The organism is Pseudomonas sp. GM25, from assembly GCF_000282255.1.
Taxonomy (GTDB): Bacteria; Pseudomonadota; Gammaproteobacteria; order Pseudomonadales; family Pseudomonadaceae; genus Aquipseudomonas; species Aquipseudomonas aphyarum.
Map to the genome: position 1 here is coordinate 38,165 of NZ_AKJQ01000041.1, position 21,511 is coordinate 59,675.

At 60.4% G+C, this 21,511-nt stretch carries 20 protein-coding genes; 13 read left to right on the forward strand and 7 right to left on the reverse strand.

All coding sequences use genetic code 11. From position 1 onward, the window contains the following. Nucleotides 1–156 precede the first annotated feature (156 nt). The 3 genes from PMI24_RS16775 (at nucleotide 157) to PMI24_RS16785 (ending at nucleotide 2,118) form a co-directional block, all read left to right on the forward strand. Complete coding sequence (locus tag PMI24_RS16775; protein WP_007955914.1) at nucleotides 157–870, forward strand: class I SAM-dependent methyltransferase; 714 nt, start codon at nucleotides 157–159, stop codon at nucleotides 868–870. A gap of 83 nt (nucleotides 871–953) precedes the next feature. Continuing rightward, complete coding sequence (locus PMI24_RS16780; protein ID WP_007955915.1) at nucleotides 954–1,415, forward strand: hypothetical protein; 462 nt, start codon at nucleotides 954–956, stop codon at nucleotides 1,413–1,415. Nucleotides 1,416–1,491: 76 nt separating this feature from the next. After that, nucleotides 1,492–2,118 (forward strand): hypothetical protein, encoded by a 627-nt coding sequence (locus PMI24_RS16785; protein WP_007955916.1) that lies wholly within the window; start codon nucleotides 1,492–1,494, stop codon nucleotides 2,116–2,118. Between the two features lie 37 nt (nucleotides 2,119–2,155). Here the strand turns inward: PMI24_RS16785 and PMI24_RS16790 are convergent, their stop codons facing one another. Continuing rightward, entirely contained in the window at nucleotides 2,156–3,277 is a 1,122-nt protein-coding gene (locus PMI24_RS16790; protein WP_007955917.1) for a hypothetical protein, read from the reverse strand. Between the two features lie 363 nt (nucleotides 3,278–3,640). Here PMI24_RS16790 and PMI24_RS16795 point away from each other — a divergent pair, with 363 nt between their 5' ends. The 5 genes from PMI24_RS16795 (at nucleotide 3,641) to PMI24_RS16815 (ending at nucleotide 11,056) form a co-directional block, all read left to right on the forward strand. Continuing rightward, the gene (locus PMI24_RS16795; RefSeq protein ID WP_007955918.1) at nucleotides 3,641–4,762 is read left to right on the forward strand and encodes an MBL fold metallo-hydrolase; all 1,122 of its coding nucleotides are present in this window, start codon (nucleotides 3,641–3,643) and stop codon (nucleotides 4,760–4,762) included. A gap of 122 nt (nucleotides 4,763–4,884) precedes the next feature. Further along, nucleotides 4,885–6,600: an alkaline phosphatase D family protein gene (locus PMI24_RS16800; RefSeq protein WP_007955919.1), complete on the forward strand. Its 1,716-nt coding sequence runs from the start codon at nucleotides 4,885–4,887 to the stop codon at nucleotides 6,598–6,600. A gap of 409 nt (nucleotides 6,601–7,009) precedes the next feature. Continuing rightward, nucleotides 7,010–7,510 carry a sigma-70 family RNA polymerase sigma factor gene (locus tag PMI24_RS16805; RefSeq protein ID WP_045121794.1) on the forward strand — a complete coding sequence of 167 codons (501 nt, stop codon included), beginning with the start codon at nucleotides 7,010–7,012 and terminating at the stop codon, nucleotides 7,508–7,510. A 40-nt stretch (nucleotides 7,511–7,550) separates the two neighbouring features. After that, complete coding sequence (locus tag PMI24_RS16810) at nucleotides 7,551–8,534, forward strand: FecR family protein (RefSeq protein ID WP_007955922.1); 984 nt, start codon at nucleotides 7,551–7,553, stop codon at nucleotides 8,532–8,534. A gap of 98 nt (nucleotides 8,535–8,632) precedes the next feature. Next, nucleotides 8,633–11,056, forward strand: coding sequence for a TonB-dependent siderophore receptor (locus PMI24_RS16815; RefSeq protein WP_007955926.1), 2,424 nt, complete (start codon nucleotides 8,633–8,635; stop codon nucleotides 11,054–11,056). A gap of 115 nt (nucleotides 11,057–11,171) precedes the next feature. Here PMI24_RS16815 and PMI24_RS16820 read toward each other — a convergent pair whose 3' ends face one another. Further along, complete coding sequence (locus PMI24_RS16820) at nucleotides 11,172–12,323, reverse strand: MFS transporter (protein ID WP_007955928.1); 1,152 nt, start codon at nucleotides 12,321–12,323, stop codon at nucleotides 11,172–11,174. Nucleotides 12,324–12,459: 136 nt separating this feature from the next. Between PMI24_RS16820 and PMI24_RS16825 the strand changes: the two genes are divergently transcribed. Further along, nucleotides 12,460–13,452, forward strand: coding sequence for a diaminopimelate epimerase (locus PMI24_RS16825; protein WP_007955929.1), 993 nt, complete (start codon nucleotides 12,460–12,462; stop codon nucleotides 13,450–13,452). Between the two features lie 143 nt (nucleotides 13,453–13,595). Here PMI24_RS16825 and codA read toward each other — a convergent pair whose 3' ends face one another. The 5 genes from codA to PMI24_RS16850 form a co-directional block, all read right to left on the reverse strand. Beyond that, nucleotides 13,596–14,837, reverse strand: coding sequence for a cytosine deaminase (gene codA, locus PMI24_RS16830; RefSeq protein ID WP_007955931.1), 1,242 nt, complete (start codon nucleotides 14,835–14,837; stop codon nucleotides 13,596–13,598). Between the two features lie 13 nt (nucleotides 14,838–14,850). After that, the gene (gene codB / locus PMI24_RS16835; RefSeq protein ID WP_007955938.1) at nucleotides 14,851–16,122 is read right to left on the reverse strand and encodes a cytosine permease; all 1,272 of its coding nucleotides are present in this window, start codon (nucleotides 16,120–16,122) and stop codon (nucleotides 14,851–14,853) included. A gap of 173 nt (nucleotides 16,123–16,295) precedes the next feature. Next, on the reverse strand, nucleotides 16,296–17,108 hold the full coding sequence (locus tag PMI24_RS16840) for an alpha/beta fold hydrolase (protein ID WP_007955940.1): 813 nt from the start codon (nucleotides 17,106–17,108) through the stop codon (nucleotides 16,296–16,298). 85 nt (nucleotides 17,109–17,193) lie between these two features. Then, nucleotides 17,194–17,550: a 6-carboxytetrahydropterin synthase QueD gene (queD, locus tag PMI24_RS16845; RefSeq protein ID WP_007955941.1), complete on the reverse strand. Its 357-nt coding sequence runs from the start codon at nucleotides 17,548–17,550 to the stop codon at nucleotides 17,194–17,196. A gap of 86 nt (nucleotides 17,551–17,636) precedes the next feature. Further along, the gene (locus PMI24_RS16850) at nucleotides 17,637–18,716 is read right to left on the reverse strand and encodes a hypothetical protein (protein ID WP_007955943.1); all 1,080 of its coding nucleotides are present in this window, start codon (nucleotides 18,714–18,716) and stop codon (nucleotides 17,637–17,639) included. Nucleotides 18,717–18,864: 148 nt separating this feature from the next. On the opposite strand from PMI24_RS16850, the gene PMI24_RS16855 reads away from it, so the two are divergent. Genes PMI24_RS16855 through PMI24_RS16870 form a run of 4 tightly spaced genes read left to right on the forward strand, consistent with a single transcriptional unit; the run spans nucleotide 18,865 to nucleotide 21,484 of the window. Continuing rightward, nucleotides 18,865–19,176, forward strand: a complete 312-nt coding sequence (locus tag PMI24_RS16855) for a PepSY domain-containing protein (protein WP_007955946.1) — start codon at nucleotides 18,865–18,867, stop codon at nucleotides 19,174–19,176. Then, complete coding sequence (locus tag PMI24_RS16860) at nucleotides 19,176–19,502, forward strand: PepSY domain-containing protein (RefSeq protein WP_007955948.1); 327 nt, start codon at nucleotides 19,176–19,178, stop codon at nucleotides 19,500–19,502. Before PMI24_RS16855 ends, PMI24_RS16860 begins: the two co-directional genes overlap by 1 nt. Before the next feature lie 3 nt (nucleotides 19,503–19,505). Further along, nucleotides 19,506–20,174, forward strand: a complete 669-nt coding sequence (locus PMI24_RS16865; RefSeq protein WP_007955955.1) for a response regulator transcription factor — start codon at nucleotides 19,506–19,508, stop codon at nucleotides 20,172–20,174. After that, nucleotides 20,171–21,484: a sensor histidine kinase gene (locus PMI24_RS16870; protein ID WP_007955958.1), complete on the forward strand. Its 1,314-nt coding sequence runs from the start codon at nucleotides 20,171–20,173 to the stop codon at nucleotides 21,482–21,484. The genes PMI24_RS16865 and PMI24_RS16870 overlap by 4 nt, the downstream gene beginning before the upstream one ends. The last annotated feature ends 27 nt before the right edge of the window (nucleotides 21,485–21,511 follow it).

A 21,511-nucleotide genomic window follows, 5' to 3' on the forward strand; every position in this document is an offset into this window, starting at 1 on the left:
TATCTGGCCTTAACGGTAAATCAGATGAATTAGGGGCGCGCCGCCAGTCGTTCCCGGAAATTGTCGCGCCAGGGCAGGCTTGACAGTCCTGCGATAATGGAAGCTGCACCGCGATTTGCGCGGTGCACTCCATCATGATGCAGAGGAAGGTTTTCCATGGACAATCAAGCACTCAAGGCCTTGTTCGACCAACAGTCCGCTGTCTATGACAAGCAGTGGGCCGGGATGGCGCCCCTTCGCGATGCCTTGTACCTGCTGCTGGATTCGGTGCTCGCGGGCCTGCCGGAGAATGCCCGGATTCTCTGTGTCGGCGTGGGTACCGGTGTGGAAATGGCGCATCTGGCGCAGCAGTTTCCCGGCTGGCAATTCACTGCAGTCGACCCTTCAGGCGCGATGCTTGACGTGTGCCGTCAACGAGCGACCGAGGGAGGTTTTCTCTCCCGCTGCCGTTTTCACGAAGGCTATCTCGATACGCTGACGGATGAATCCGGTTACGACGGCGCGACCTGTTTTCTGGTGTCGCAGTTTTTGCTCGACCCTCAGGCCCGTATCGACTTTTTCCACGAGATTGCCCTTCGTCTCGTACCCGGCGGGGTTCTGGCGAATGCTGATCTTGCCTCTGATACTCAATCCTCGGCCTATGAAGCATTGCTGCGTCACTGGATGACACTGATGGCGTCGGCTCAGGTGCCGGCGGAGATGCTCGAGCGAGCGCGTTTGGCCTATGCTCGGGATGTGTCGATTCTGCCGGCGCCGCTGGTCGCCGGTCTGATCGAGTCAGCCGGGTTCGAGGCGCCGGTGCAGTTCTTTCAGGCGGGTTTGATGCATGGGTGGTTCTGCCGTCGCAAGGCAGAGATTGCCGCGAGTTAGAGCGCTGTGACGAGGTGTTCAAATGTAGAGGTACAGAGGAAAAGCCCCTGATCGATTATTGAGACACTTGAGGACCTTAGCTTATGCTCCAGCCAACGGTAACAGATCAAATCGTCTCGGCCTTCGCGACGGACGACATACCTGGCCGCAGATTCAGGGCGATTTTCGATTACCTCCTCGAGCAAGGCCTCAAGCCGGTAGGTAAGTCGAATTCCGGAACGTTGGTGTTCCAGCATCGCGGTACGGATGGAAATTTTATCGATGTGCTCGCTTTCCGCCGCAAGCCGGAGGATGTTCTTTCGTTCCCGCGTTCGTACTGGGGCAGCCGTTCAGATCGACGCGAGGCGCTGTGCAAACTGTTCGATTATTCAGAAAGTCCATCGGTGGCGAATGGGGTAGTGGGCTATACAAATTACTCAAGCGGGCAGCTTGCGATCAAGGCGATCACCCAGGAGCGTGTGATGGCTGTTTGCATCGCCGTGTGCGGAGATATGAAACGAGTTGATGATGCATTGGCCACGACAGTTGCCCGATCGAATGAGTGATGTTGGGGCGCAAAGCATCAAGGCTCCGCGTCTCATCGGATTATGACAACCATTGATAGTACGAGCGGAGCAGAACGTGCGTAGACCACTTGCAATCCTGGCTGTTTTCTTCGCTGAGGTGGCACTGCTCTTTCACTTTCAGAAAGAAGTAGTTTCGTTCGCCAGTTCAATCAATGAAATTGAGTTGTTTAAAGGTCTTGGCACGTTGCTGTTTCCCGCACCTATAGCTTTTTTACTTTGGTACTGGCGAGACACCGATAAGCAACGCACACTTCAAAACGACGCTGTTCGGTTGCAGAACGAGAATGACAAGCTCGTCCTGGAAAAGAAAATCCTTGAAGGTGAGGCCGCAGTCGCGAGAGAGACGATCGACAAAGCAAACCTCGAAATCCAGCTGGCGAATTCGCAGGCAGAGTTGGCAAAGGCACAACATACCGAGAGAGCCCTTCGAGAACTTGATGATGAGGACGTCACGATAGTTCTCCGCTATCTCAATAATTACTTTGAGGAAGGAAACCTTAAAAGTGATGTAGAAGATCCGCTGCCCTTGAGTATCAAAAATATATTTTTAACTCAAGCTGGCCAGTTGGCATTAAGGGAATGGGCAGAGAAAAACTCCATTTTTGAGCCGGACTTGCTAAACGTCTTTACTGATGCTGAATTTCCCGACTTTAGAATTCCAATCTGGAGTCAGCGCAAGTAATCGATACTAACTTGCGACATCGTTGTTCGTACAGAACCTAGGGCTTGCCTGATGGAAATTGTGTTGAAGATGGCTGCCCGAAAGCCCCCGTGATCCTGTCCATGAAGTTCAATACCAGGTCTACCGAGTACCCGGCAATCAACGCGATCCCGATCTGAGGTAAATTGCTCAGGGCGTCCGTCTTCGAAGGGTCTATCAACACCAGGGACGCTATGCCCAGGATGGGTCCGAGAGCCAATCTTGCCGACCCAAGCAGGCGCCGTGTCCAAGTGAATGTAAACGTCTCCAATTGTGAGCTGACCGAACGCAATACAAACACGCAGCTACCCAGCAAGCCATACAACGCTGGCAGGAGCAGGCGATAGAGAATGTCGTATTGGTTTTGCGCCTGTTGGCGAGGACGATATTCATCAACGGACTCGCCTAGCAACGATGTGAGTTCATAGATAGACACCATGGGAGGGATAGTGTCATTGGGAGGAGACTTATCTGTACCGGGAGGTTCCTTAAAAAATGTCGCCATCCAGAATGTTCGGGAGAAATCCAGCAAGCTGGCGGCTGAGGCGCGTGCCGATTTTATTGCCCGATTCTGGTAATAGGCTGCAGCAAAGGCAGAGTAGGCAGCAGTCCCTTTTGCCTCGGCTGCATTTTGATCGGACACATCGGTTTTAGGATCCAGTGATTTTATAACCAGGATCGCGTTCTGACTTTCCCCCCAGAGTTTGAATACGCTGTCATTGGAGGCCTTATTCTTCGCAACCAGGTCATCAAAGCCTTGAATGCGAGAGGAAAGTTGTACCGCCTGAACTTGTACGCAGAGTATCAGCAACAAAGTGGCCATCGACCCCCACGCGACATATTTGCTGGCCCGATTGGTAAACAAACCGATCAATGATCTTCCGGTAACCAACTCCGTGTCCTGAAGGCTGGCGATGGTCACTGGCCGCACAGCGACGGCCAGTTTCGACAGCGAGGTCCAAAATGCTGCTTCCTGGTCAAGCTTCAATTCTCCCTTTTCGAGCGCTTGTTCTGCTTCAAGTACCGCTTTCAAGTCATCGTCGGGGATTGGAATTCCGGCTTGCGCAGCGAATGCCAACAGAAGCTTGGCTCGTTTGACCGAGCCTGCCAGATGATCGGGTTCAGGGAGAGCAACGGCCATGTTCTTTGATCACCTCTGAAATGAAAACGGTAATAAAGACTGTCACGTACGCGCAACACTGGTCGCTTTTTTTATTCCGCGAACAGAAATAAACCTTCGATATTGAATAAGCCTTCATGAAGAAGGATGGACCGATTACCGCTGACGTTAGCACTAGGTTGTGGAGGTGTCTAATTGCACTAGCTGGCTGTGGTTTTAACTGTTTGAATTTTCTATGGAGCGCTTTTAGAGATCTGCAATAACGCTATTTCAATCGATTGCGTTATTTCTATTTAGAAGCCGGCGCGATATAGCGGTGCCGCGAAAAGTAAACTAGCGTGCAATGGCTGTACTGATGTTCGGGTTTTACAGGGAGGATTGGCGATGCGCCTGGTCATTGTGCTGATGCTGCTATGTCTTGCGGGCTGCGCCAAGGATCTCACTCCCGACCAGGTGGACTGTGCTCAGGATCGCTCCACACGAAAGGAGTGTGACACAGAGCCAATGAGCGACGCACATGAGCTGACCAAGCCGAAGATCACCTATCTCGGCGTAGGCGGCTGGCTACTCAACTGGCACGACGAAGGCCTGCTGCTTGCACCATCCTTCAGTAATCCGAGCGTACCGCCTATCTTCGTTCGCGCGAATGAGCAGCGCATCGCCGATTACCTGCCGGACGTGAAGAACGTCAAAGTGCTTCTGATTGGCCATGCACACTATGACCACTTGCTCGATGTTCCAATAATCATGCAGCGCTACGCGCCCGACGCGATTGCCTACGGCAACAGAACGGCCGGCCACATCCTTGCCGTGCCGAAATTGCACCTGAAGCACAGGTTCGTCAACGTGGAGCAGAAGATGTATCGCGTGCACTGCACCACGCCCAGATGCTACCAGGCCAATCCAGATCAGTGGACCACGGTGGGCCACGTGCGCTTCATGGCCATCCAGAGCCAGCATGCGCCCCACTTTGCGGGGATGGATTTCCTCAAGGGCAGCTATTACGAAGACTTGAAGACGCTACCTGTGTATGTCCGCAACTGGAAAGAGGGCACCACCCTGGCGTTTCTGATTGACCTGCTCGATGACGCTGGCAGGCCTGTCTACCGTATTCATTATCAGGACTCTGCGAGCAATCCGCCCTTCGGTTTCCCACCCTTGATTGCGGATGGCAAGGCGGTCGACGTGATGATCATGTGTGCCGCCTCCACCACCGAAGTCTCGCAATATCCCGACGCACTGCTGCGCTATTTGCATCCGCGCAAGCTGCTCATCGGGCATTGGGAAGATTTCTTCGGCAATGACCTGAGCAAGCCGCCGCAGCTGCTCAGAGCCCAGAAAGAACTGCAGATGCTCACCCGTATAAGTACTCGATTCAACAACATCCCGATGGTCATGCCGTTCCCGTTGAGCGAAGTGGAGTTACCCGAAACCGAGTCGCCGGAACACCGGATTGCGGAGAAAGAAACCCGATCAGTGTCCCTGGTTGAGCATCATCGACGTTAACCACTGTGAGGATAAAGCACCATGACAATTGCCAGACTCAACCTTCAGCCAGGCTGATCAAGAAACCGACCAGAATATTCACCCGACAGTGTGCACAAGACCGCCAAAAAGGATGATCGCCCATGAGTACGCTTCGCGCTCCAGCACTCGGTCCCATCGTGGGACACACTACCTATCGTTCGTGCCGGCTTTGGATTGCCGCCTCGGATTGCCTCGATCGCAAGGAACTCGATGAAGAGGTTCGCTCCATTGGGGTACTAGGTGTCGTAGGAAATAACGGCAAGGTAAAGCCGGGCGATATTTTCTATTTTCGCCTGCCCCGCGAATACGACCGTACCGGCACGTTGAATCTCGGCATAGACAAGTCCCTCTGGAAGGATGCGGCAGAGCAAAAGCTACTGCAGCCTTACACGCTCAATCCCGCCACCACCTACACCGTGCGCATGGCGTCGCTGAATCTGGATGACGCGTATCCCAATGACAGCAACGTAACCAGCGAGGAGATTGCATCCAAGCTCCCATCCGCGTCCGTATGGGCGGACAAGTTGAATCTCGAAGATGGTTTGGGCGAGGCGTTTGCCGAAGCTACGTTCACCACGCAGCCGGCGCCAGGACAAGCCGCATCCCCACTCAGTTTTCTGCTGGGCTCGTGCCGTTATCCAGGATGGCTATGGAAGCGCAAGGAGGCAGACCGCATCTTTCGCCCCATGCTCGAGCAGCACGAGGCAAGGCCGGTCAACCTGTCACTCATGGTTGGGGATCAGATCTATTCGGACATGTTCAATCGCCTGGTGCCAATCGGCCTCGCTGATACCTACGACGAGTTTCAGGAGCGCTACCATACTGCGTTCGGGTCGCGGAACATGCGCAAGCTGTTGAGTCGCGTGCCAACCTACATGATCCTGGATGACCACGAAATCGAGGACAACTGGTCACAGGATCGCCTGCACAATAGCAACGCCAAAAGGATGCTTTTCAATCTGGCCATTGGTGCCTACATGAGTTACCAGTGGAGTCACGGACCGCGCTTCATCGACAGTTACGTAAACGACCCTGCGTACGGCGCGCCAGCCGCGCTCAAGCGCATGGGTACGCTGAACCTGTTCTACGACTTCGTTTGCGCCGGCTACCCTTTCTTTGTCCTCGACACCCGCACCCAGCGTTTTCTCGCCGACCTGCCGGGGCTGGCCGACAATCACCTGCTGGGCCGGCCATCTCTTGATCCCAACGAGCCGAGCCAGTTGGATCGGGTGTGCGCGTGGTTGACGCACATGCAGCAAACCCGCGGCAATGTGCCGAAGTTCATCGTATCTTCCAGCGTCTTCCTGCCAAACGGGGTGGACACATTGCTCAGTGATAAACACAAGGAAAAAGATGATTCGTGGCCGTGTTTTCCCAACTCGCGCCGGCGGATTCTGCAAACAATGGTGGACGGGAACGTGCAGAACGTGATCTTCCTCTCCGGAGACATCCATTGCTCCAGCGTGGCACAACTGGAGTTCTCGGCTCCCGCTGCGGCGCTCAAGGCTTATTCCATTGTCTCCTCCGCATTTTATTGGCCGTTTGCTTTTGCCGATGGCGACCCCGCTGGCTACGTCCACGATTCACGCGCTGCGGCTACCCAGGATGGCTTCACCATCAGTCCGACCCAGGGCACCTTGCACTACAGGGCGTGGGGCTTCTGCCAGGATGACAACTTCTGCCGGATCGACCTGGATCCGGTGACGGCGGAACTGGCCGTGCAGGCCTTCGACGGGGATGGGAAGCCGATTGCGCGAAGCCACGCAGATGGTCAGATACGCAAGATGCCGGAGAGACTGAAGCTGGCGCCCTGGTAACGCGGCGTACATTCTTCGAGGCGTTGCATGACCTGCTCGGCAACGCCTGCAAGGCTGGCACGTAGCGCTCGGCGGCCAGTTCGATGTTCATCGCCTTGGTGATGTAGATCAGGCTGACACAGAATTTAGTTGTGTTGCGTCCGCCGGTTGAATCCACATTGAGTGATTTCTATGTCGTCGACCAGAACCATGCCTCGTTCTATCGGGATTCCGTTAGAACGGTGCGAAATCTCATCGGCCTGATGATTCTGGAGTAGCGATAGCAACTTGGCGGCTGCCCGCTACAGGATAAGAGCGCGTCCAACTGTTCCGCAGCCAAGAGATCCAACAGTCGGCATTCCCGAGGAATCCATTGCTTCGCCTTAATAAGAAGAATTACTATTCGCAGCCCTTTCCTCAGCACGCCGCAATGATCCCCATGCTGCCCCGCAGACCCGGCTTTCTCGAGCATTACGAAGAGTTGATCGGCACCTGGACCCGTCGCCTGCGCAATCGCTCGCAGGCCGAGGATCTGGCGCACGACACCTTTGTGCGGGTGCTCGAATCCGATTCGTCGGCGGTGCAGCAACCCCGGGCGTATCTGCACCAGACCGCGCGCAACATCGCGGTGGACGGCTATCGGCGTGAGGACCGCCGGGGCGCCATGGAGTCGGAGGCGATCGATCTCAGTGAGTCGCCGACCGGCGATCCGGAGCATTACATGCATGCGATCCAGCTGGCCGATTCCATCGAACGGGCGCTCACGGAGCTTCCGGTCAACTGCCGACGGATTTTCGTCTGGCAGAAGATCGAAGGCCTGACCCAGGCGGAAATCGCCGAACGCCTGGGCCTGTCCAAGAACATGGTGGAAAAGTATATGATCCGCACCCTGCGGCATCTGCGTGATCGCCTGGACGGGGCGCAATCATGAGCCGTGGCGTCTTTTCATCCCCAGCCAAACAGGACATTCCATGATGGATACTCGTGATTGCGCGTGCGGGCAAACAACGGTGCGCGATGACGCGGCACGCTGGTTTGTGCGTTTGCAGGAGCCGGCCGTCAGTGTCGACGATCAGCAGCGCTTCGACGCGTGGCTGAACGAACATCCCCAGCACCGTGACGAATTCCAGTTGCTGCAAGGCTTGTGGACGGCGGCGGATCTGCTGCCGGCGCCACGGCTTAAAGCTTTGTGCGAAACCCCGCCGGCGCGGCGCGAACGCCGTCCGTTGTTGCGTTATGCCGTGGCGGCGAGCGTGGTCGCGGTGGCGCTCGGGCTCGGGCTGTTCAGCGGCCTGAATCACCCGCAAGGTTACAGCGCCGAATTCGCCACTGCCCTCGGCGAGCGCAAACATGTGGCGTTGCCGGATGGTTCGGTGATCGACCTCAACAGCCGCAGCCGTTTGCAGGTGCGTTTCGAGAAGGATCGGCGGCTCATCGAATTGACCGAAGGCGAAGCGATGTTCAGTGTCGAGCACGACACGTCCCGCCCGTTCGTGGTCGAGGCCGGCAGCGGCAAGGTCACGGTGACCGGCACTCGTTTCGATGTGCGCCGCGATGTGACGCAGACCCGGGTCGCGGTGGAGCAGGGCACGGTCAAAGTGCAGGGCCGTGATGCGGCCGAGGCCGATTTCATCAGCCTCACTGCCGGCCTCGGCACACGGATCGATGCCCAGGGCAAAGTGGCGCCGGCCTATGCGGTCAACCCGGCGGAACTGACGGCCTGGCGCAGCGGCAAACTGGTGTTCAACAACGCCAGCCTCAGCGAAGTCGCCGAGGAAGTGTCGCGTTATCGCGACAAGCCGCTGAAAGTCGCCAACCCGACCGTCGCCAATTTGCGCCTGACCAGCGTGTTCAAATCCGACAATACCGATGCCTTGCTCAAGGCCTTGCCAAGCATCCTTCCGGTGGCCGTGCGCACCCTTGCCGACGGCAGCCAGGAAATAATTTCAAAATAAAATTCAGGTTTTTTTCGAGTTCGTCGTCTTCCTGTTCAACTGCAACTGGTTTGCATTAACAGCCGCACACTCTTGCGATCCACAGGACTCCGTTCGACGTGAAAAACTCCACCGCCAAAAACAAAAAATCCCCTTGGTTGCCGCTGGCGCTCGCGCTGGCGGTCAACGCCGCTGTGCCGATGGCTTTCGCCGCCGAAGCCATTCACATCCGCGCCCAGCCGCTGGGTCAGGCCCTGAGCGAATTGGGCCAGCAAACCTCGTTGCAGGTGTTTTTCAGCCCGGACCTGGTCGCCGGCAAACAGGCGCCGGCGGTGGACGGCAATCTCTCCCCGGAACAGGCCCTGCGCCAATTGCTGCAAGGCAGCGGTCTGGATTATCAGATCAATGAAGGCTCGGTGACGCTGTCCCCAGCCCCGACTTCCGCCGCCAATGGCCCGCTGGAACTGGGCGTGACCGACATCAAAGTGGTCGGCGACTGGCTCGGCGACGCCAACGCCGCCGTGGTGCAGAACCACCCCGGCGCGCGCACCGTGATCCGCCGCGAAGCGATGGTCGAGCAGGGCGCGATGAACGTCGGCGACGTACTGCGTCGCGTGCCGGGCGTGCAGGTGCAGGAAGCCAACGGCACCGGCGGCAGCGATATTTCGCTGAACGTCGGCGTGCGGGGTTTGACGTCGCGTCTGTCGCCGCGCTCCACCGTATTGATCGACGGCGTGCCGGCCGCGTTCGCCCCGTATGGTCAGCCTCAACTGTCGATGGCGCCGATTTCTTCCGGCAACCTCGACAGCATCGACGTGGTCCGTGGTGCCGGCTCCGTGCGTTACGGGCCGCAGAACGTCGGCGGTGTGATCAACTTCGTGACCCGCGCGATCCCGGAAAAAACCACCGGTGAAATCGGCACGACCCTGGAAACCTCGCAGCACGGTGGCTGGAAACACATCGACACCGCATTCCTTGGCGGCACTGCCGACAACGGTATCGGCATGGCGCTGTTGTACTCGGGCGTCAACGGCAACGGCTACCGCGAGCGCAATAACGGCAACGACATCGACGACGTGATCCTCAAGACCCACTGGGCACCAACCGATCAGGACGATTTCAGCCTCAACTTCCATTACTACGACGCCAGCGCCGACATGCCCGGCGGCCTGACGCAGAAGCAGTACGACGACAAACCGTTCCAGTCCGATCGCGACTACGACGGCTTCAGCGGCCGCCGCAAGGACGTGTCGTTCAAGTGGATCCGGCAGATCGACGAGCGCACCCAGGCGGAAGTGCTGACCTACTATTCCGACAGTTTTCGCGGCAGCACCATCGCCGCCCGCGATCAGAAAACCCTCAGCTCGTTTCCGCGTTCTTACTACACGCTGGGCATCGAGCCGCGCGTTTCGCGTGTGTTTGACGTAGGCCCGACCACTCAGGAAGTCAGCGTCGGTTACCGTTATTTGAAAGAGGCGATGCACGAGCAGTCGAGCCGTCTGGCGCTGGTCAACAATGTGCCGGTGGTCACCAAGACCTCCGACGGTCACGTGTTCCAGGATCGCACCGGTGGCACCGAGGCCAACTCGGTCTACATCGACAACAAGATCGACGTTGGCAACTGGACCGTGACCCCGGGCATTCGCTTCGAACACATCAGCACCGACTGGCATGACCGCGCCGTACTCGACACCGCCGGCAAACGCGTCCCGGAGAAAAACCGCAGCATCGAAAGCAACGAGCCGCTGCCAGCCCTGAGCGTGATGTATCACCTGTCCGATGCGTGGAAGCTGTTCGCCAACTACGAGACGTCGTTCGGCAGCCTGCAATACTTCCAGCTCGGCCAGGGCGGCTCGGGTGACCAGACTGCCAACGGTCTGGAACCGGAAAAAGCCAAGACCTACGAAATCGGCACGCGCTACAACGATGACGTGTGGGGCGGGGAAGTGACGCTGTTCTACATCGACTTCGACGATGAGCTGCAATACGTCAGCAACGACGTGGGCTGGACCAACCTCGGCGCGACCAAACACCAGGGTGTCGAAGCGTCGGTGCACTACGACATGGCGGCGCTCGATCCACGCCTCGACGGCCTGACCGCCAACGCCGGTTTCACCTACACCCGCGCCACGTACGAAGGCGAGATTCCTGGCTTCAAGGGCCGTGATCTGCCGTATTACTCGCGTCAGGTGGCGACCGTCGGCCTGCGTTACGACATCAACCGCTGGACCTACAACATCGACGGTTTCGCCCAGTCCAAGCAGCGCGCCCCCGGTACAGGTGTGAACGCCGACGGTAGCTTCAACGGCAACTACATCACCGAAGGCACGGCAGACGGGCAGTACGGCGACATTCCGGGCTACGTGACCTGGAACGTGCGTGGCGGCTATGACTTCGGCTCGCAGCTCTCGAACCTGAAGCTCGGCGCCGGGGTGAAAAACATCTTCGACAAGCAGTACTTCACCCGCTCCAGCGACAACAACTCGGGGATCTACGTGGGCACGCCACGGACGTTCTTCGTGCAGGCCAGCGTCGGTTTCTGATAGACCGAGGTGGCTTCATCGCGGGCAAGTCGAATCGTCGAACCGCAGCTCCCACAGGGATCGCATGTATCTTGTGGGAGCGGGTTCGTTTCGGGTGGCGCTTAGAAGATGTTTCTCAGACCTTGAGCGCCTTCCCACCGATGGCCACCGCCACCAGCAATGTCGCCATCAGCCCGAAGGCAAAACTCAAACTGCTGGCGTGGGCGACAAATCCGATCACCGCCGGCCCTGCCAGAATCCCTGCATAACCCAGCGTAGTGATTGCCGGGACGGCGATGCTTTCCGGCATCACCGTCTGCTTGCCCACCGCCGTGTACAGCACCGGCACGATGTTCGAACAGCCGGCACCGACCAGCGCATAACCGAGCAGCGCGGCTTGCCAGCTCGGGGCGAAGGTCGCCAGAAACAATCCCGCCGCCGCCAGCAGACCGCCAAACAGAATGATCCGGGTCGCACCCAATGCCCGGACGATCCGGTCACCGGTCAAACGACCCGCCGTCATGGTCAGCGCGAACGCTGCGTAACCCAATCCTGCATAGGCGGTGTCGATCCCGCGTTCCTGCGCCAGAAACACCGCGCTCCAGTCCAGCGCTGCGCCTTCGGTGAGGAACACAATGAAGCACATCCCGCCGATGAACAGCACGATCCCGTGGGGCACTGCGAAGGCCGGCCCCGAGCTTTCACTGCCGTAAGGCAACATGTGCGGCACCGCCTTGAACAGCGCCGCGATCAGCACCACGACCACCACCAGCATCGCCGCCAGTGGCGACAGCCCGAGACCGAGCAGGGCGCTCACGCCCGCCGCGCCGACGATCCCGCCGAGGCTGAACAGGCCGTGAAACCCCGACATCATGTTCTTGCCGCTGGCCCGCTCGACGATCACCGCTTGCAGGTTCACCGTCGAATCCACCGTGCCCAGTCCGGCGCCGAACATGAACAACGTGGCGATCAATGCCGGGATCGACGACACCGTCGCCAGCAACGGCAATGCTGCACAGATCAGCAGCGTGCCGCCGGTGGCCACTTTACGGCAGCCAAACCGGGTGGCCAGAATCCCCGCCAGCGGCATCGCCAGAATCGAACCGACGCCCAGGCACAGCAACAACAACCCCAACGTCCCTTCATCGAGACCGGCCCGCGCCTTGGCGTACGGTACCAGCGGCGCCCACGCGGCGATGCCGAGCCCGGCAATGAAGAAGGCGATGCGCGTGGACATCTGTTCGAGGCGTCCGGGAACGAACGTGTCTTGAGGGGTGAGGCTGGTCATAACGATCCTTGGCAAAAAACGTTTCAGCAGCGGACATCCTTGCACAGCTCTTTCGCGGGAGCGAGCCCGCTCGCGTCGGCAGGGCGTTGCGATTTACAGTGGCGTCCCTGTCGACGGGAAAAACAAGGGCCGGTTCATGACGCAGTTCTACGATGCACGAGGCAATCTCTACGGGGTCGTGTCGCCCCAGGCGCTGCGCGCTGCCGGGATCGAATTACCAACGGGCGCCGCGCAGTGCGCGCTGTCGCGACAGGCATGGAGCTCCGCTGCCATCGCGCTGTGCTGCGATTGGCCCGAAGGTCGGCGCCCCGCCGGCAGCAAGTCCCATCGCAGCGATGGCCTGTTGATCGGCCCGTTTCAATCCGCGCCGCCCTTCGACCTGCTGATCGTCAACACCGACGGCACGCTGGCTGAACGCAGCGGCAACGGCCTGACGATTTTCTCCCAGGCGCTGCTCGAACAGGGGCTGATGCCGCAGGAGGGGGCGACGCTGCAGGTGCATCACGATAAACACGACGCGCAATCGCCAGTGCCAACCTCGGTCAAGCCGGCGCAAGTGGCGGGCGTGCAGGGCTTCTGGCTGGACCTTGGCCAGCCCGGTTTCGGCCCGGCAGCGGTCGGTGCGCTCGGCGTTGAAACGGTACCGTTCAACGGTGTGGAGGTCAGCCGTGTTCGACCGTTGGCGCAACTTGATCCTGCCTGGGCGCACAGCCAGTTCGTGCGTATCGGTAATCCGCACTGCGTGACGCTGGTGCAGGATGAAGCCGCATTGCCGAGCAACGCGCAGATGCTTGAATCGCCGCTGACGGACCGTCTGACCGCCATCGCCTACGCCATGCCCAGCGGCGCCGGCCAGCCATGCCCGGCCGGGGTCAACCTGCAATGGGCGACGCGCGGCGTTGATCAACGCATCGTCGCGCGAGTGTTCGAACGGGGCGAGGGGCCGACCGCTTCCTCGGGCACCAGCGCTAGTGCGGTGGCGAGTGCGGCGTGGCGGGTGGGTTGGTTGTCAGCGGGAGAGGTGCAGGTGGTGATGCCCGGCGGAACCGCGCCGATCCTGCTGGAAGAGCGCGACGGAGAACTGCTGCGAGTGCGCCTGTTCGGCACGGCGCACCCGACAGAAAAGTGAAGTCCCTTTCATGGTCGTCCCCCCGGGAACGATTGATCCCTTGGGACTTACTGTGGGCCGGTCCGCGGCGCTTGTCGCCTGTCAGATCTGACAGTCCGGCACTAACCTTTCGCGATAAAACCGCTGCGAACCATAACCGCCGCTCAACTCTCCATGAACTCCACCACCGGCATCTGCCGCTTCATCAGTACCTTGCCGTTGCGGATCGAATACAGCGGCAGGCCCTGGCTGCGGATCACTTCGTAATCGCTGTCCGCCGACAGGATCAACAGGTTCGCCGGGCGGCCCTGTTCCAGACCGTAGCGTTCACCGAGGTGCATGGCCTTGGCGCTGTTGTCGGTGACCAGGTCCAGGGCGCTCTGCAGGTTGCGGTAACCGAGCATGTGGCAGATGTGCAGGCCGGCTTCGAGCACCCGCAGGATGTTGCCGTTGCCCAGCGGATACCACGGATCGACGATCGAGTCCTGACCGAAGCACACGTTCATCCCGGCTTCGAGCAACTCGTTGACGCGGGTCACGCCGCGGCGTTTCGGGAAGTTGTCGAAGCGCCCTTGCAGGTGAATGCTTTCGGTCGGGCAGGAGACAAAACTGATCCCCGAATGCCCGAGCAGGCGGAACAGTTTGGCGCAGTAGGCGTTGTCGTAGGAGCCCATTGCGGTGGTGTGGCTGGCGGTCACGAGGGCGCCCATGTCGCGGCTGCGCGCCTCTTCGGCCAGCACTTCGAGGAAGCGCGAATGCGGGTCGTCGGTTTCGTCGCAATGCACGTCCACCAGGCAACCGGTGCGTTCGGCCAGGTCCATCAGGAATTTCACCGAGCTGACGCCTTGGTCGCGGGTGTACTCGAAATGCGGGATCCCGCCGACCACGTCCGCGCCCATGCGGATCGCTTCTTCCATCAGCTCGCGCCCGTTGCGGAACGATTCGATGCCTTCCTGAGGAAACGCGACGATTTGCAGGTCGATCAGGTGACGGCTTTCCTCGCGTACTTCGAGCATCGCCTTGAGCGCGGTGAGTTGCGGGTCGGTGACGTCGACGTGGGTGCGCACGTGCTGGATGCCGTGGGCGGCGAGGGTCTGAATGGTTTTCTTGGCCCGGGTTTTGGTGTCTTCCTGGGTGATGGTGACCTTGCGCTCGCCCCAGCATTCGATGCCTTCGAACAGCGTGCCGCTCATGTTCCAGCGCGGCTCGCCGGCGGTCAGGGTGGCGTCGAGGTGAATGTGCGGCTCGACGAAGGGCGGCACCACCAGATTGCCGCCGGCGTCGAGGTCGTCGGGGCCCAGGGTCGGCGCTTCGGTCTGGCGCGCGATGCTGCGGATCAGGCCGTCTTCGAGGTGCAATTCGTGCAGACCTTCCTGGTTGCGCAGTCGGGCGTTGATGATGTGCATCGGGCGAATCCTTTTATAGATCTTGTAGAGGGGCGGCCGCGTTGCGGGCGCCGAGCAGGCCGGTCACTGCGATATACGTTAACGCGGCAACGGCGATGCCGACCAGCGGCGCGACCCACGGCGAGCCGAACGCCGCGACGGTACCGGCCGCGTAAGCCGCGAGCCCCGGCCAGTTGAACGCCGGTAACCGTGCGTCGGCCAGACGTGGATAACGCCCGCGCCAGCGGAAGAAAAAGTCCGCCATGATCACGCCGCCAATCGGCGGAATCACCGTGCCGAGCAGGATCAGGTAAGGCACCAGCATGTCGTACATGCCCAGCAGTGCGAGCGCCGTGCCGATCACGGCACCGACCAGGGTCACGGTCTTGCGGCGCCCGGTGCGCAGCAGGTTGCAGCCGGCGACGGCGAAGTTGTAGATGGTGTTGTCCTGGGTACTCCAGATGTTCAGCAACAGCATCGCCATCGCCGCCATGGCGAAGCCTTGCAACAGCAGCACTTCGACCACGTCGGGCTGTTGATAGACGATTGCGCCGTAAGCGCCGATCAGCACCATCAGGCCGTTGCCGATGAAAAAACCGATCAGGCTGGCCAGCACCGCGACCCGTGCCGAGCGCGAAAATCGCGTCCAGTTGGTGGCCTGGGTCGCGCCGCTGACGAAGGTGCCGAACACCAGCGTGATGGCGGTCGACCAGTCCAGCGAGCCGCTGGGTACGACGCTGAGCAAACCGTCGAGGCCGCCGACTTTCACGGTCGCGACCCACATCGACAGCATCAGCAGCAACATCATTGCCGGCACCGCGATGTACGACAGAATCTCCAGCCCGCGGTAACCGACATACGCCGTGGCGCAGAACACCAGGCCGAACAGCACCATCAGCCCCAGCACCGTGGCTTCGTTCAGATCGAAATACTTGCCGAGCACCACCGCCGCCGTCGCGGTGCCCCAGGCGTACCAGCCGATCTGGGTGAACCCGAGGATCAGGTCGCTGAGCTTGCTGCCGACTTCGCCAAAACAGAAGCGCCCCATCAGCACCGAATTCAGCCCGCTCTTGAAGGCGATGTAACCCAGGCCGGCGGCGTACACGCCGAGCAACAGGTTGCCGATGACGATGACGGCGAGCATCTCACCGAAGTTGAACGCCACGCCGAGCTTGCCGCCGGCAAACATGGTCGCGGTGAAGAAGGTGAACCCCAGCAGCACCATCGCCGTCGAGGCCAGGCCTTTGCGCGCGTGCATCGGGACTTCGCTGAGGGGGTAATCGTTGCCGGGATCGTTTTGCGTCATGGGGGCGTTCCTTGCTGGAAAGGGGAGGACGCGAAGAGGTTGCAGCGGTCGTGCCAAACGCGATGTTGCGGGTATTTATAGACGAGGTACGGATGAACGGCGCGAAAGCAGTGCATTGGACGCTGCACCGAACCAAGTGGGAGCAGCTGTTCCCACAGGGTCACGGGATTGGATCAGAGGAACCGCAGCAGAGCAGCAACGATGGCTTCCGGCGCATCCTCCTGCACCAGATGCCCGGCATTCGGAATCGGATGAAACTGCGATCCGGGAATCATCTTGTGCAACTCGCGTCCGCGTTCGATGGGAATCCACTGATCCTCTTCACCCCAGAGAATCTGCACCGGGCAGCGGATCGTCGGGTACAGCGGCTGCGCTTCCAGCGTGTAGCGCTGATCCATCTGCGCGATCTGCCGGTAGAACGCCGCTTGCCCCGGATCGCCCAGCCACGGCTGCACGTAGGGCGCCAGTTCGTCATCGGGAATATCCCGATGGATCGCCCCGCGAATGTAGGTCGGTACGATGGCGCGCTGGATGTAATCCGGCAGGCCGCTGAACGCCGCTTCATGCTGGCGCACATGCTGCACGAACGGCGAGCCCCACGGCGTCAGCGCCACCGGGTCGATCAGGGTCAGGCTGCGGTAATCCTTGCCGTTGAGCAGATGCGCGCGCAGCACGGTGGCGCCGCCGAAGTCGTGGGCGACCACGTCCGGGCGTTGCAGATTCCAGTGATCCAGCAGTTGCGCGAGCAATTCGTTCTGCACGCCGAGGGAGACATCGGCGTCCGGTTGCTCGGATTGCCCGTAGCCCAGCAGGTCGAAGTAATGCACCCGGTGTGTGGCGAAAAAGTGCGGCGCGATCCGGTGCCACACGTAGGAAGAGAAGGACGTACCGTGCACGAACACCAGCGGCGGGCCGTCGCCGCGCACCCCGTGGCGAATCTGTCGCCCGTTGAAATCAAAGACCTGATCCAGCAGCCAGTCCGTCATGGGCCTGTCCTCTTGGCGGGTTCGAGCCAAAAAGCATAGGCGTAAAAAAACCACCGGTCTCGGTGGTTTTTTTGTGTCGCGGGAATTACTCGCCGCGATAGATGCAGCCGCTGGTGCAGGTCTCGTGGATACGGATCGCACTGAGTTCCGGCAGCAGGGGCTTCAATTCATTCCAGATGAATTTGGCCAGCACTTCGCTGGTCGGGTTCTCGAGGCCCGGAATGTCGTTCAGGTAGTTGTGGTCCAGACGCTCGTACAACGGCTTGAAAATCGCCTTGATCTCGGAGAAATCACGGATCCAGCCGGTGTGCGGATCGAGGTCGCCGCTCAGGTGAATCGCCACTTTGAACGAGTGACCGTGCAGGCGTCCGCACTTGTGGCCGTCCGGTACGTGGGGCAGGCGGTGGGCGGATTCGAAGGTGAACTCTTTGAAAATTTCCACAGTGATTTCAGCTCTGTTCAGATGGCGTTCGCCGCAGCGAATTCGGGCAGGCGGCGAGTTTACCAGCTTGTCCCCGGCTGTGCTGACTAAAGGGTCAGCAAGCGCTCGGCGAGGCGACCATTGGCAGTCAGTTCAAGGAATTCGTCGCCCAGCCGGCGGCTCTCGTCCATCGCCGCGCGCCAGTATTTCTGCCGGCTCGGCGCATCGCCCATGAAGCGCTTGAAGTCGTTACGGTCGGGGAGTTTGCCGTAGGGCAGGCGCGCCAGGTATTCCTTCGACGGCGCGAGCAACAGCACGTCCTGCAAGCGCTCCACCGAAGCTTTGCGCCACGGCAGGGTCTTGTCGAACCAGCCCGGAATCACTCGGTCGGTGAAGTGCGGATAGAGCACGATGCCGTCGCCGCTGTAGGGCAGGTCGAGGTGATAGTCGAGCAGACCGCCGTCGCGGAAGGTGCCGGCACCGGCGCCCGGCAGGTCGCGCACGCCTTCCATGACCATCGGGATCGATCCCGAGGCCAGCAGCGCCTGACGCAGGTTGCCGGCATCAAGGGCGACGAAGCGCGACGGGAAATCGTTCAGCGCATGCACCGGCGGCGCCAGGCGCGGGTCGTGGATGATCAGCCGTTCGAAGTGCCGCGACAGCCGCGCGCGGCCCCGCAGGTTGTCGGCGATCACCGAACCCAGCGCCAGCCCGAGCCGGCCGCGATGATCGTCCGCCAGCCCGCCATGGCTTTTGACCACCATGATGTTCAAGCGGTAATGGGCGTTGTCGAGCAGCAGCGCATCGCGCCCGTCGAGCAGGTCATCGAGCATGCGCTGCGAACTGCGGCTGACGTCGCCGATGGTCACGCCTTTGTTGAAGTTCTGCTCGGTGTACAGATGACCGAGACGGCGAATGCCTTCGGCGGCGTCCGGCAGACAGGCGCTGGCGAAGCGCCAGGAACCCACCGACGCACCGATCAGCGAACGCTCGCGTGGCGCCGCCGGCAGCCACTCGCCGAACAATGCCAGATCCAGCCCCTGAATCCCCAACGCCTTCGGCCCGCCGGCAGCGCCGGGCAGGGTGCCGACGTCGGCGGCGTTCAGGCCCTGGGCACGAATGCGCGCCATGGCCCGGGGGCCGGCCTTGAGGGTCAGGGAAGGGAACTTGATGTGAATGGCGGTCATACCGGTCTCGATCGTTAGCAAGCGAAAGATTATAAGCACATGTTGCCGTGGCTGCAGGAGCAGACCCCATGATGGCCATTCAGTTTCAGTTAAGTTCGCACCGTTAAGGTGCCCGCCAAGGAAGCAACACCCACACACGGAGAACTCCATGAAAATCCTCGCGAGCCTGTTCATCGCGTTCCTGCTGTTCGGTCTCACAGCCAACCGCGCTCATACCTGCGACCTGCACGCAGATGAAGCCCGGAAACTGATCGACGCTGGTACCATTGTGCCGATTGAAACCGTCAAGGCCACGGCCATGGCCCGCCATCCGGATTCGACCCTGATCGATATCGAACTGGAAAAACGCTATGGCATTTACCTGTATCAGATCGAGCTGAAAGACTCGCAAGGTGTGGAATGGGAGCTGGAACTGGACGCAAGCGACGGGCTGCTGCGCAAGGACCATCAGGACACTTAATGAAATTGTTTTTGCCTTATTCATCGATGCGCGCCACGGGCCTTCTGGCCCTGGCGCTCGTTGCATTCTGCTCGGTGACGCTTGCGCGCGACCTCAATCAGGACGAAGCCCTGCGCCTGCGCCAGCAAGGCGTGATTCTGCCGCTGGAGCAAGTGCTGCATAACGCGATGGAGCGCTACCCCGGCGCGAAACTGCTGGAAGCCGAGCTCGAAGAGAAGCACGACGTCTACATTTATGAAGTCGAGCTGCTGACGGCCGACGGCGTGGCCCGCGAGCTGCATTTCGAGGCCGCCACCGGCAACCTGATCAAAGACAAGGAAGATTGACCGATGCGCTTGCTTCTGGTGGAAGACCACGTACCGCTGGCCGACGAACTGCTCGCCGGCCTGCAACGTCAGGGCTATGCGGTGGACTGGCTGGCAGACGGGCGCGATGCGGTCTATCAGGGTGGCAGCGAGCCCTATGACCTGATCGTCCTCGACCTCGGTCTGCCCGGCGTGCCGGGGCTTGAGGTGCTGGCGCAATGGCGCGCCGGGGGGCTGACGATTCCGGTGCTGATCCTTACCGCCCGGGATTCCTGGGCCGAACGCATCGAAGGTCTGAAGGCCGGTGCCGACGATTACCTGACCAAACCCTTCCACCCGGAAGAACTGTATTTGCGCATCCAGTCGCTGCTGCGCCGCTCCAAGGGCCAGGCCAACCAGCCGACGCTCAAGGCTGCAGGGTTGCATCTGGACGAAGGCCGTCAGTGTGTCGTGCGCGACGGTGCCGACATTCAGCTGACCGCCGCTGAATTCCGCCTGTTGCGCTACTTCATGCTGCACCCGGAGCAGATCCTCTCCAAAAGCCACCTCGCCGAACACCTCTACGACGGCGAGACCGAGCGCGATTCCAACGTGCTTGAAGTCCACGTCAATCACCTGCGGCGCAAGCTTGGCAAAAGCGTGATCGAAACCCGTCGCGGTCAGGGTTATCTGTTTGGCGGACAGGCTTCGTGAGATCGATCCAGCGCCGCTTGAGCCTGGGGTTGATCAGCGTGCTGGTGGTCGTCGGCGTGCTGCTGGCGCAAACCAGTCTTTGGCTGTTCGAAGTGGGGTTGCAGCGCTATCTCGAAGCCGGGTTGCGTAACGACAGCGAGAGCCTGCTGGTGGCGCTGGTTCGCGGGCCGCAAGGCTTGCAGCTGGATGAGCGGCACTTGTCGCCGGCCTACCAGCGACCGTTTTCCGGGCATTACTTCCGCATCGATTTCGCCGACAGCCATTGGCGCTCCCGCTCGTTGTGGGATCAGGATCTGCCGCTGCTCGAACGCTCCGGCCTGCACAGCAACCTGCAACTGGGGCCGGACGGTCAGCAGTTGCTGGTGCTGCGTTCGGACTATCGACGGCTCGGTCAGTCAATTTCCATCAGCGTGGCTCAGGATTACACGCCGGTGCGCGAGAGCTTCCAGCGCATGCGTCAGATCGGCCTCGGCCTCGGGCTGGCCGGGTTGCTGCTGATTCTGTTGTTGCAACGCCTGACCGTGCGCCGCGCGTTGCGACCGCTGGAGAAGGCTCGCGAACAGATCGCCCAGTTGCAGCAGGGCCAGCGTTCACAACTCGATGAACAAGTGCCGGCGGAACTGGAACCGCTGGTGGCGCAGATCAACCATTTGCTGGCGCACACCGAAGACAGCCTCAAGCGTTCGCGCAATGCGTTGGGCAACCTCGGGCACGCGCTGAAAACCCCGTTGGCGGTGCTGCTCAGTCTGGCGTCGAGTGAAAGGCTCGACGCGCATCCGGAACTGCGCAAGATCCTCAAGGAACAACTGGAGCAGGTTCAGCAACGGCTGAACCGCGAGCTCAACCGTGCGCGGCTCTCTGGCGATGCGTTGCCAGGAGCGTTGTTCGATTGCGACGCCGAGCTACCGGGGCTGCTGTCGACGTTGAACATGATTCACGGCGAGCATCTGGAACTGAGTTACGTGGCCCCGGCGGGCCTGCAACTGCCGTGGGATCGTGAGGATCTGCTGGAACTGCTCGGCAACCTGCTGGACAACGCCTGCAAGTGGGCGGATGCCGAGGTGCGGCTGAGCGTGGTCGAGACGGCTGAAGGTTTTGTGCTGAGCGTGGAAGATGACGGGCCGGGGATTCCCGAGGCGCAGCGGGCTCAGGTGTTCAGCCGGGGGACGCGGCTGGATGAGCAGACCCATGGGCATGGGTTGGGGCTGGGGATTGTGCGAGATATTGTCGAGACGTGGGGCGGGGTTTTGGTGTTGGGTGAAAGTGAGTGGGGTGGGTTGAAGGTGGAGATTCAGTTGCCTCGGCGGTGAGCCCGCCCCCACAAGGTTTGTGGTGAG

What these genes read in the sequence shown, in the direction of transcription:
- PMI24_RS16775 (WP_007955914.1), top strand. Translation starts at nt 157, where the DNA reads ATGGACAATCAAGCACTCAAGGCCTTGTTCGACCAACAGTCCGCTGTC.
- PMI24_RS16780 (WP_007955915.1), top strand. Translation starts at nt 954, where the DNA reads ATGCTCCAGCCAACGGTAACAGATCAAATCGTCTCGGCCTTCGCGACG.
- PMI24_RS16790 (WP_007955917.1), bottom strand. Translation starts at nt 3,277, where the DNA reads ATGGCCGTTGCTCTCCCTGAACCCGATCATCTGGCAGGCTCGGTCAAA.
- PMI24_RS16795 (WP_007955918.1), top strand. Translation starts at nt 3,641, where the DNA reads ATGCGCCTGGTCATTGTGCTGATGCTGCTATGTCTTGCGGGCTGCGCC.
- PMI24_RS16800 (WP_007955919.1), top strand. Translation starts at nt 4,885, where the DNA reads ATGAGTACGCTTCGCGCTCCAGCACTCGGTCCCATCGTGGGACACACT.
- PMI24_RS16805 (WP_045121794.1), top strand. Translation starts at nt 7,010, where the DNA reads ATGATCCCCATGCTGCCCCGCAGACCCGGCTTTCTCGAGCATTACGAA.
- PMI24_RS16810 (WP_007955922.1), top strand. Translation starts at nt 7,551, where the DNA reads ATGATGGATACTCGTGATTGCGCGTGCGGGCAAACAACGGTGCGCGAT.
- PMI24_RS16820 (WP_007955928.1), bottom strand. Translation starts at nt 12,323, where the DNA reads ATGACCAGCCTCACCCCTCAAGACACGTTCGTTCCCGGACGCCTCGAA.
- PMI24_RS16825 (WP_007955929.1), top strand. Translation starts at nt 12,460, where the DNA reads ATGACGCAGTTCTACGATGCACGAGGCAATCTCTACGGGGTCGTGTCG.
- codA (WP_007955931.1), bottom strand. Translation starts at nt 14,837, where the DNA reads ATGCACATCATCAACGCCCGACTGCGCAACCAGGAAGGTCTGCACGAA.
- codB (WP_007955938.1), bottom strand. Translation starts at nt 16,122, where the DNA reads ATGACGCAAAACGATCCCGGCAACGATTACCCCCTCAGCGAAGTCCCG.
- PMI24_RS16840 (WP_007955940.1), bottom strand. Translation starts at nt 17,108, where the DNA reads ATGACGGACTGGCTGCTGGATCAGGTCTTTGATTTCAACGGGCGACAG.
- PMI24_RS16850 (WP_007955943.1), bottom strand. Translation starts at nt 18,716, where the DNA reads ATGACCGCCATTCACATCAAGTTCCCTTCCCTGACCCTCAAGGCCGGC.
- PMI24_RS16855 (WP_007955946.1), top strand. Translation starts at nt 18,865, where the DNA reads ATGAAAATCCTCGCGAGCCTGTTCATCGCGTTCCTGCTGTTCGGTCTC.
- PMI24_RS16860 (WP_007955948.1), top strand. Translation starts at nt 19,176, where the DNA reads ATGAAATTGTTTTTGCCTTATTCATCGATGCGCGCCACGGGCCTTCTG.
- PMI24_RS16865 (WP_007955955.1), top strand. Translation starts at nt 19,506, where the DNA reads ATGCGCTTGCTTCTGGTGGAAGACCACGTACCGCTGGCCGACGAACTG.